Source organism: Bradyrhizobium sp. NAS96.2, from assembly GCF_001908235.1.
Taxonomy (GTDB): Bacteria; Pseudomonadota; Alphaproteobacteria; order Rhizobiales; family Xanthobacteraceae; genus Bradyrhizobium.
Genome location: NZ_LGHK01000248.1, coordinates 1 through 9,766, shown reverse-complemented (window position 1 = coordinate 9,766; position 9,766 = coordinate 1). Strand labels below are relative to the sequence as shown.

The following is a 9,766-nucleotide window of genomic DNA, read 5'->3' as shown; positions in this document are numbered from 1 at the left end:
TCTCGTCGCCTGCGCCCGTAAGCTCCTCATCTTCATCAATACTGTCGTCGCTCGCGGCACTCCGTGGCAGCCGATGCACCCCGCAAGCTAACGGTTGCTCAGGATGACGGTGACAGAGCCGAGCGCAGTCCAACCGCCAATGTCCGCAACCATTCGTTAACCAATCTCGCTAACCCGCGCTCCATTTCGTTTGGATACGACTTTCGCGGGCCGGAGGTGCGCGAAACCTACTTCCGGGTGAAACGCCTGGAAGCGATAGCGACACATGAATCCAAACGGCAGCGCCTCGTTCAACATCACCTCGGTGATCGGCAGCGGCCCGATCCGCTGGCTGATCCTCGGCGGCGCCGTGCTGATGGCTGCGATCGCGATCGGCGCCACCCTGATGGCCGAGAATTTTCGCGAGCGCGCCCTGCACAACAGCGAGCGTGAGCTCGAGAACACCGTGCTGCTGCTGGCGCGGCATTTCGACCAGCAGCTCGACGATCTCGAAGTGGTCCAGCGCGACCTGATCGCGTTCATGCGCGACAACGGCATCGCGACTTCTGAGAACTACAAGCGCCGGATGTCGTCCGCCGACATCCATGCGATGCTGAAGTCCAAGATGGATGCGCTGTCCAATGTCGGCAGCCTCAACGTGTTCGACGCCGACGGCGTGCTGATCAACAGCTCGGGCGCCTGGCCGCTGCCGCAGGTCAGCATCGCCGACCGCAGCTATTTCCAGATCTTCAAGTCGAGCCCCTACTCGCCTGACATGCAGGTCGCGCCGGTGGTCAGCCGCGTCAGCGGCAACTGGACCACCGCCATCGTCCGCAAGGTCACCGGTCCGCATGGCGAGTTCCTTGGCGTGGTCGGACGCGGCATCGAGCCGGCGACTTTCGAGAAATTCTTCTCGACCGTTGCGCTCGGCGAAGGCGCCGCGATCGCGATGCACCATCGCGACGGCACGCTGCTGGCGCGCTATCCCCATGTCGAGGAGATGATCGGGAAGAATTTCCGCGCCGGCCCGGCCAACCAGCAGCAGGTGTTCGAACGGCCCGAGAGCACCTCGCGGCTGACCAGCCCGGTCGACGGCAAGGACCGCCTGGTGTCGTCGCGGGCGCTCACCAAATTCCCGATCGTTGTCGTCGCCACGACCACCACGGAAGCGGCGCTCGCCAACTGGCGTGAGCAGATCGGTATGCTGATCGCGGTGACCGCGGCATCGGTGCTGGCGATCGCGATCCTGCTGACGCTGGTGGTGCGCAAGCTGTTGCAGCAGCACCGCACCCAGCAGCAGCGCCTGACGCTGGAGAAGCTCCGGCTCGACACTGCCGTCAACAACATGACGCAGGGGCTGTTGCTGTTCGATGCCGCGCAACGGCTGGTGATCTGCAACAAGCGCTATATCGAAATGTACGGATTGTCCGCCGACGTCATCCGGCCCGGCTGCAGCTTCCGCGACGTCATCGTGCATCGCCACCTGACCGGCTCGTTCCAGGGCGACGTCGAACGCTACGTCAACCTCGTGCTGCGCGACGTCGGCGTTCGCAACACCATGGTGATCACGACGCCCGACGGGCGCTCGATCCAGGTCGTCAACGAGCCGCTGGCCGATGGCGGCTGGCTTGCGACCCATGAGGACGTCACCGAGCGCCGCCGCACCGAGGAGCGCATCACGCATCTTGCCCACTACGACGCGCTGACCGACCTGCCGAACCGCGCGCTGTTCCACGAGGAGATCAAGCGGGAGCTGACGCATGTCACGCCCGACAGCCAGCTCGCGGTGCTCTATATCGACATCGACGAATTCAAGGGCGTCAACGACTCACTCGGCCACATGGTCGGCGATGAACTGCTCAAATCCGTCGCGCGGACGCTGAGCGGCGTGATCGGCGACGGCGATTTCGTGGCGCGGCTCGGCGGCGACGAATTCGCGATCGTGCAGACCGGCGTGAAGAGCGAGCTCGAGGTCAGCGACCTCGTCGCGCGCATCTACGAGGTGATCCGCTCGCCCTATCAATGCCTCGGCCACCAGGTCACGACCGACGCCAGCATCGGCATTGCGCTGGCGCCAAAGGACGGCACCGATCTCGACCAGATCATGAAGAACGCCGACCTGGCGATGTATGCGGCGAAGTCGGCCGGCCGGCGCGTCGCGCGCTTCTTCGAGCCGGCGATGGACGCCGACGCCCGCGCCCGCCGCGAGCTCGAGATGGAGCTGCGGCAGACCATCGCCGCGGGCAGCGGGCTCGAAGTGTATTACCAGCCCTGCGTCGACCTGCGCAGCAACGAGATCACCGGCTGCGAGGCGCTGGTGCGCTGGCGCCATCCGGTGCGCGGCATGATCTCGCCGGCCGAGTTCGTGCCGATCGCCGAGGAGACCGGCCTGATCAACCAGCTCGGCGAATGGGTGCTGATGACGGCCTGCAAGGAGGCCGTGAACTGGCCCGATCACATCAGGCTCGCGGTCAACGTCTCGCCGGTCCAGTTCCGCAGCGGCACGCTGGCGCTCAAGGTGATCGCGGCGCTCGCAGCGTCCGGCCTGTCAGCCGGCCGGCTCGAGCTCGAGATCACCGAGGCCGTGCTGATCCGCGACGACGAGACCGCGCTGGCCGCACTGCACCAGCTCCGCGCCATTGGCATCCGGATCGCGCTCGACGATTTCGGCACCGGCTATTCGTCGCTGAGCTATCTGAAGCGCTTCCCGTTCGACAAGATCAAGATCGACCGCTGCTTCGTCACCGACATCGCCGACCCGCAAGGCTCGGCCGGCATCGTCGAGGCCGTCGTCAACATCGCGGCCGAGCGCAGCATGACGACCACGGCGGAAGGCGTCGAGACCGCGCAGCAGCAGCAATTGCTGCGCGAGCTCGGCTGTTCGGAAATGCAGGGCTATCTGTTCAGCGCGCCGAAGCCGGCCGCCCAGATCCGCGAGCTGCTGGCCGGGCATCGCCGCGGCCCCGCCGCGGGGTCCAGCCAGCCTGGCAGGCGCAGGCCGTTCGCTCGCATGGCCTGAGGGATTCTCGGTATCCGCGCCTCCTGGAGCGGCAGGCGCCGTTGCCGGCGCACAACACACCCCACAAATCGTGAGGCCGCCCTCCTTCCTGCGCCTGGGCATTGCCCCTTGGCTCGACGGTGGCTCGGCCTTGCGATAGCTTGTCGCCAGAGTGGGGACCGATGCGCCAACGGCTGAAGAGTCTTCTACCGATAGTCCTGGTTGCCCTGTTGGTGCAGATCTTTGCACCGATCGGTGCGTGCTGGGCGGCGAGCCTTGCGACCTCCGATCCACTTGCTGGTGCGATCATCTGCCATGGCAGTGTGGCCCAAGGGGCCGCGCAGGATCAGACCGGACACCGCGCGGACAATGACTGCTGCGGCCTCTGCAGCGTGCTGCAGACCGGCGCCCCGATCGGCACCCCGCAGGCATCAGTCGCGATCGCGGTCGATCGCGTGACGAGCCAGGCCCCCTGGCAGGATTTCGCGCCGGATCTGTCCGGTTCGAGAACCGCTTCCGAGGCCCAAGCGCGCGCTCCGCCGTTTCTGTCGTAAAGCGCCGCGGCCACCGGCCGCTGAGACCTTTGCACATCAACGCCCGCGGAGATTCCCATGCTTATCCGTCATGCGCGCGCAGCCTTGCCGGGGCTCGCACTCGCGCTCGCTCCGCTTTCTGGAAGTACCGCCCACGAAATCGTCGGCAACCGCTTTTTTCCTGCCACGCTCGGCATCGACGATCCCGGCGTGAATGACGAGCTTTCACTGCCAACCGTGTCAAGTTTCAACACTGGCGACGATCCGTCATTTCGACAGCGTGACTTCTCCGGTGAATTTTCCAAGCGGATTACGGAAGCGTTTGCGATCTCGATCGGCTCGACCTACAGCGTCTTCAGTCCGCCGGGCGGGCCCACCGGGATCGGCGCTCACGGATTTCAGAATCTCGATACGACTTTCAAGTATCGGGTCTTCAAGAACCCGGAGCATGAATTCGTTATGTCGCTCGGGCTGAGCGTCGAATGGGGCGGCACCGGCGCCGATAGCGTCGGATCCGATCCGTTCAACACCTACACGCCGACGGTCTATTTCGGCAAAGGTTTTGGCGACCTGCCCGACACCCTGTCCTGGCTGCGTCCCGTCGCGGTCACCGGACAGGTCGGCTACGCCATCCCCGGCAGGCGTTCCACCACGACCTTCGGCGTCGATCCCGACACGGGCGAGATGACCGCCGATACCGAATTTCATCCACGGGTGCTGAACTGGGGTGGCACGATCCAGTACAGCATGCCTTATCTAAAGTCTGCGGTCGTCGATCTCGGGCTGCCGGATGTCGTCAATCATCTGATCCCGCTGGTCGAGGCCACGATGCAGACGCCGGTCGCCAACACGCTAACATCGGGCACGATGACGACCGGGACGATCAACCCCGGCGTTCTCTGGGTCGGAAACACTTATCAGCTCGGTGTCGAGGCGCTCATCCCAATCAATCGGCAAAGCGGGACCCGCGTCGGCGTGATCGCCCAGCTCCATCTGTATCTCGACGATATCGATCCACACGGCATCGGCAGACCGATCTTTGGTGGACCTGTGCAGCCTGCGCGTCCTTTTGCGGGGAATTGATCATGCGACGCTCATCTCTCATCTGGATCATCGCACTGCTGTTGTCGCTTGCGACGGGAAAGGCAGACGCCCACGCCTTTCTGGACCGTGCCGAGCCGCGGGTCGGCAACAAGGTGCCGAGTCCGCCGCGCGAGGTTACGCTCTACTTCACCCAGAAGCTGGAGCCAGCGTTCAGTTCGGTCACGGTCACCGGTCCTTCGGGCCAGCGCGTCGATGCCGGAAAGGCGCGGGTCAACGGCAACCAGATGTCGGTCCCGTTGAAGGGCGGCGGTGTTGGGACCTACCACGTCAATTGGCACGTGTTGTCCGTGGACACCCACACGACCGATGGGAACTTCACCTTCCAGGTCGGTCGATAAAGCACTGTTGCGATGGATTGGTTCGCAGCAGGAATGCCGATGATCGCGACGCGCGCCGTACACTTCGCGGCGACATCGGTAACGGCTGGAGGTGTTATCTTCGGCGTGCTCATCGCGACGCCCGTCTTACGGCACCATGCCGCTGCGGCAACTTCGCTCCGAAGTCGGGCACGGTGGGGAATATGGACCAGCCTTGTCGTCGCGATGATCTCCGGCGCGATGTGGCTGTTGCTGCAGGCGGCGTCGATGAGCGGTATGCCGCTGAACGAAGCACTGACTGGGGAAGTGCTCTCGACGGTCGTCGACGAAACCCAATTCGGTGAGGTGACCACCATTCGCGCGGGTCTTGCGATCTGCCTCGCAGCGAGCCTCGCCTATGACGGCGCGGCGGCCGCACGATGGCTGCGGCTTGCGATGGCGGTCGGGCTTGTCGGCAGTCTTGCCTGGACCGGCCATGCCGGCTCGACCATTGGTGCGTCCGGCTATCTGCATCTGACAGCGGATGCGCTGCATGCAACGGCCGCGGCAGCCTGGATCGGCGGCCTCGTTTCACTGATCATTTTCCTGGCAACCGCCCAGATACGGGAAAACATGTCGCTCGTCCGCGATGCGATCGAACGGTTTTCAACGATGGGCATCGTCAGCGTTGCAACCATCCTGCTCAGCGGCGTCGTCAATGCCGGCATTCTGGTCGGTTCGCTGCGTGGGCTCGTCGGCACTGAATATGGGCGAGTGCTATTACTCAAATTGGCGATCTTCGCGGTGATGCTCGCCTTCGCTGCGATCAACCGTCTTCGCTTGACACCACAGATCGCGACCATTGGAAGCGAACAATCGTCTATCGCGCTTCGTCAACTGATCCGCAACAGTGCGATTGAGGCAACACTCGGGCTGGGTATCCTCGTCATTGTCGGGGTGCTCGGAACCTTGCATCCGGCCGTCCACCTCATCGACCCGGCGTCCCCTTGATCACCAGCTTATCGAAGCTACCCTTCTCGCCGCTACAAAATTTGGAAGTCCGTCTTTTGTGCCAGAAGCAGTCATCGGCAAGACTTCCGCTTCTGGTCCACCGCGTCGTTACGAAATCCAGTCGCTATCGCGGGATAGCGGCAAGCCATCCGCCCGGTAGACCCTATGGGTTCACGGGCTAGTTCGGCACCGGCCGCTTCTGCGCGGCCTTGGTGTCGGCGTTCTTGGCGTCGGCGTTGACAGTGACGCCGCGCAGCTGGTTGAACGCCGCCGCCAGCGCCTTGTCGTTCTTCTCGTCCGGCGGGACATAGGACTGCGAGCCAGTCTGCTCGGCGCCCTCGGCGGAGAGATGTCCGCGCATCGAGGCCTCGCCCTTGATCTCGGAGCGGGTCTTGAACTCGTCGGGCACGTCCTGCAGCACCTCGATGTCGGGCTTGATGCCAAGCGCCTGGATCGAGTGGCCGGACGGCGTGAAATAGCGCGCCGTGGTCAGCGCCAGCGCGCCGTTGCCGGCGCCGAGCGGAATGATGGTCTGCACCGAGCCCTTGCCGAACGAGCGGGTGCCGATCAGGGTCGCGCGCTTGTGGTCGTGCAGCGCGCCCGCGACGATCTCCGAGGCCGAGGCCGAACCGCCATTGATCAGCACGACGAGCGGCTTGCCCTTGGTCATGTCGCCGCCATGGGCGGTGAAGCGCTGGGTCTCTTCCGGATTGCGGCCGCGGGTCGAGACCACCTCACCGCGCTGCATCAGCGTCGAGGTCACCGAGACCGCCTGGTCGAGCAGGCCGCCCGGATTGTTGCGCAGGTCGACGACATAGCCGGCGAGCTTGTCCTGCGGGACTTCCTTCTGGATCTCGCCGATCGCCTTGCGCAGGCCCTCGGTGGTCTGCTCGTTGAACGAGGTGATGCGGATATAGCCGATGTCGCCGCCCTCGACGTGATACTTCACCGGGCGGACGCGGATGATCTCGCGGGTGATCGAGACCTCGATCGGCTTGTCGGCGTCCTTGCGGACGATCTTCAGCCGGATCGAGCTGTTGGGCGCGCCCTTCATCTTGTTGACGGCCTGGTCGAGCGTCAGGCCCTGGATCTGGTCATCGTCGATCGAGGTGATCACGTCGCCCGACATGATGCCGGCGCGCGAGGCCGGCGTGTCGTCGATCGGCGCCACCACCTTGACGAAGCCGTCCTCCATCGTGACCTCGATGCCGAGCCCGCCGAACTCGCCATGCGTGGTCTCCTGCATCTCCGCCCAGCCCTTCTCGTTCATGTAGCGGGAGTGCGGATCGAGCGAGGAGATCATGCCGTTGATCGCGCCCTCGACGAGCTTGGAGTCCTCGGGCTTCTCGACGTAGTCGGTCTTGACCTTCTCGAACACCTCGCCGAACAGATTGAGCTGCGAATAGGTGTTGTCGGAATGCGCGGCGGCATTGGCGACGGCGAACAGATGCGCCCCCTGCGGCGAGGCCACGAGCAGGGTGAGACACGCTCCCGCAACCGTCCCGAGGAAGAAGCCAACATGTTTGCGCATTATCCGTGATCCCTTCGCTAGCGGCCGGCAACGTTTCGCAACATACGGCCCACCTCACCCCGACGCGGGGCACCACACAACGGCTTTTTGGTCGGATCAAGGCCGCCCCGTCCCCGGACCATTACGGTCCTGTCACGATGCCTTGGTCAGCGCCAAATCAACAACTTAGTCAGCACCCAGTCAGCCTCAAGTCAGCTCCCGGTCGGCCTCTGGCCCAGCCTCCCGCAACCCGTTCTGCCAGGTCGACGGCCGGGTCCCGAATCCGCGCTTGGCCCGGGTGCCCAGCCAATAGCCAAACTGCGGTGGAACATTACGAAATGGCCCTTCAACCCCGAGTTTCAACGCGGCGTCCATCGGCCAGTTTGGGTTATTGAGGATTTCCCGGCCGACCGCGATCAAATCTGCTTGTTTATCACGCAGGATGTGCTCAGCCTGGTCACCGTGAATGATCAGGCCGACCGCCATGGTCATGATATCGGCATGGGCGCGGACATATTCCGCCAGCGGCACCTGATAGTTGTATTTGATCTCCTTGCCCAGGATCGGCGCCAGCTCGCTGATTCCGCCCGACGAGCAGTCGATCACGTCGACGCCCTTGGACCTCAGGATCGCCGCCAGCCGGGCGCTCTGCTCCGGGCCCCAGCCGGCATTGTCCTCGACCGACAGCCGCACGAACAGCGGCTTGTGATCCGGCCAGTGCGCGCGCACCGCCTCGGTCACCTCGATCAGGAAGCGCATCCGGTTGGCTTCGGAGCCGCCATATTCGTCGCTGCGCTGGTTGGAGCGCCCGGAGAGGAATTCGTGCACGAGATAGCCGTGGGCGCCGTGCAGTTCGAGCACATCGAAGCCGGCCTCGTGCGCGCGCCGCGCCGCCTGCCCCCAGGCCGCGACGAGGTCCTTCACCTCGTGCGTCTCCAGGGCCCGCGGCACCGGCCAGCGCTCGCTATGGGCAATCGCGCTCGGCGCCACCGGCGTCCAGGCATCCCAATCCTCGATCTCGGCGCTGCGCTCGAGCGGACGATCGCCCTCCCAGGGGCGGCTCGCGCGCGCCTTGCGGCCGGAATGACCGAGCTGGATGCCGGCGACCGCGTTCTGCTGCTTGATGAAGCCCGCGACACGGCTGAGCGGCGCGATGAACTTGTCGTCCCAGATGCCGAGATCGCCGGTGGTGCCGCAGCCGCGGCGCTCGACCTTGGTCGATTCGACGATCACGAGACCGGCGCCGCCGGCGGCGAACTTGCCGGCATTCATCAGATGCCAGTCGGTCGGAAAGCCCTTCTCTGCCGAATATTGATGCATCGGCGGCACCACGATGCGGTTCTTCAGCGTGACGCCGCGGATGGTCAGCGGCGAAAACAGCAGCATGTCGGACATCGCTTCCTCGTCTGGCGTCGTTACCCGTGCGCGGGCCGATCTTGTGTCTGGTGCCGACGATATACGCACCGTGCTCTGGCCGATAGAGGCACGCCGTGGCCAGGCGCGTTCGTCGAAATTGTCTGTTCCACCGCATCGAAATTATTGCGCGCGGAGGAAATCATGATCGCCGCGCGCGTTGTCTCTGGCAACCCGAAGGAGGAAACTCATGAGGACCAGCACAATCGCGTTGTTCATCGCCGGTGTCATGGCAACCGGCCCGATGATCACGGGACAGGCAGCTGCCCAGAATCTGCAAAACGAGGCCGACAAGGGGGCCAAGACTCGCAATTCCGGTGAATCCGGTTATGTCGGCAACCAGGATAGACCCGGCGCGGCCGCCACGCCTCCGGGACGCCCCGATGCCACAACCGATTCCACGAATGCCGCGACATCTCCGAGCGCCCAGAATTCCGGGACCGGAATCAGCGGAGCTCCGGGCAACAAGAACGGGCCGCCGGCCAAGGGACAAAGCACGGTGGGCTCGAATTCGCAGAACCAGCATGTTCGGCAACAGGATCCTTCGAACGTCAAGGGATTGCCCGGCAACAAGAGCGGCGAGCCTGCGAAACGCTAACGCCCTGCCCGTCTTCAACGGAAGCGACGCCGATCAATGAGGCTGATCGGCGTCGCCTGAATTACGCTGCGGATCGGCGCCGTTCTGATCCTACTGAGCAGGTTTCCGGTTCGCCGACACATCCGTCGGGCAGTTCGCGCCGCAGGCAATCGCTTTCTTCTGGTCGCCGACGCGCCACACCAGCAGCGCGACCAGGACAATGATGGTGATGGTGAGCTTGGCCAATGTGTCGTGATTCAATTTCAGCTCCGAACAACAATCGGCATAACCAGGAAAATCAGTTGCACGCGGAATATGGCCCGGGAAGCCTTTGGAGGCCGGTAC

9 protein-coding genes are annotated in these 9,766 nt (G+C 64.2%); 6 read left to right on the top strand and 3 right to left on the bottom strand.

The window, feature by feature from the left end:
* Positions 1-265 precede the first annotated feature (265 nt).
* The 5 genes from AC628_RS37535 (at position 266) to copD (ending at position 5,921) form a co-directional block, all read left to right on the top strand.
* Complete coding sequence (locus AC628_RS37535; protein WP_074131689.1) at positions 266-2,998, top strand: bifunctional diguanylate cyclase/phosphodiesterase; 2,733 nt, start codon at positions 266-268, stop codon at positions 2,996-2,998.
* A 161-nt stretch (positions 2,999-3,159) separates the two neighbouring features.
* Positions 3,160-3,531 carry a DUF2946 domain-containing protein gene (locus tag AC628_RS37530; RefSeq protein WP_074131688.1) on the top strand — a complete coding sequence of 124 codons (372 nt, stop codon included), beginning with the start codon at positions 3,160-3,162 and terminating at the stop codon, positions 3,529-3,531.
* Positions 3,532-3,615: 84 nt separating this feature from the next.
* Positions 3,616-4,593 carry a hypothetical protein gene (locus AC628_RS37525; protein ID WP_245321525.1) on the top strand — a complete coding sequence of 326 codons (978 nt, stop codon included), beginning with the start codon at positions 3,616-3,618 and terminating at the stop codon, positions 4,591-4,593.
* A 2-nt stretch (positions 4,594-4,595) separates the two neighbouring features.
* Positions 4,596-4,952 carry a copper resistance CopC family protein gene (locus AC628_RS37520; RefSeq protein WP_074131686.1) on the top strand — a complete coding sequence of 119 codons (357 nt, stop codon included), beginning with the start codon at positions 4,596-4,598 and terminating at the stop codon, positions 4,950-4,952.
* A gap of 39 nt (positions 4,953-4,991) precedes the next feature.
* Positions 4,992-5,921: a copper homeostasis membrane protein CopD gene (gene copD, locus AC628_RS37515; RefSeq protein ID WP_245321523.1), complete on the top strand. Its 930-nt coding sequence runs from the start codon at positions 4,992-4,994 to the stop codon at positions 5,919-5,921.
* A 178-nt stretch (positions 5,922-6,099) separates the two neighbouring features.
* On the opposite strand, the gene AC628_RS37510 is transcribed toward copD, so the two are convergent.
* Together AC628_RS37510 and AC628_RS37505 are read right to left on the bottom strand one after the other, a co-directional pair.
* Positions 6,100-7,452 (bottom strand): S41 family peptidase, encoded by a 1,353-nt coding sequence (locus AC628_RS37510; RefSeq protein ID WP_074131684.1) that lies wholly within the window; start codon positions 7,450-7,452, stop codon positions 6,100-6,102.
* A gap of 186 nt (positions 7,453-7,638) precedes the next feature.
* Complete coding sequence (locus AC628_RS37505; protein ID WP_074131683.1) at positions 7,639-8,826, bottom strand: NADH:flavin oxidoreductase/NADH oxidase; 1,188 nt, start codon at positions 8,824-8,826, stop codon at positions 7,639-7,641.
* Positions 8,827-9,034: 208 nt separating this feature from the next.
* Between AC628_RS37505 and AC628_RS46260 the strand changes: the two genes are divergently transcribed.
* Positions 9,035-9,442, top strand: coding sequence for a hypothetical protein (locus tag AC628_RS46260; protein ID WP_074131682.1), 408 nt, complete (start codon positions 9,035-9,037; stop codon positions 9,440-9,442).
* Between the two features lie 90 nt (positions 9,443-9,532).
* Here the strand turns inward: AC628_RS46260 and AC628_RS44500 are convergent.
* Positions 9,533-9,766, bottom strand: a 234-nt coding sequence (locus AC628_RS44500; protein ID WP_168193525.1) for a hypothetical protein, incomplete at its 5' end; no start/stop codon positions are given.

Bases quoted from the DNA above. Each gene is read 5' to 3' on its own strand.
- AC628_RS37535 (WP_074131689.1), top strand. From the start codon at position 266: ATGAATCCAAACGGCAGCGCCTCGTTCAACATCACCTCGGTGATCGGC.
- AC628_RS37530 (WP_074131688.1), top strand. From the start codon at position 3,160: ATGCGCCAACGGCTGAAGAGTCTTCTACCGATAGTCCTGGTTGCCCTG.
- AC628_RS37520 (WP_074131686.1), top strand. From the start codon at position 4,596: ATGCGACGCTCATCTCTCATCTGGATCATCGCACTGCTGTTGTCGCTT.
- copD (WP_245321523.1), top strand. From the start codon at position 4,992: ATGATCGCGACGCGCGCCGTACACTTCGCGGCGACATCGGTAACGGCT.
- AC628_RS37510 (WP_074131684.1), bottom strand. From the start codon at position 7,452: ATGCGCAAACATGTTGGCTTCTTCCTCGGGACGGTTGCGGGAGCGTGT.
- AC628_RS37505 (WP_074131683.1), bottom strand. From the start codon at position 8,826: ATGTCCGACATGCTGCTGTTTTCGCCGCTGACCATCCGCGGCGTCACG.
- AC628_RS46260 (WP_074131682.1), top strand. From the start codon at position 9,035: ATGAGGACCAGCACAATCGCGTTGTTCATCGCCGGTGTCATGGCAACC.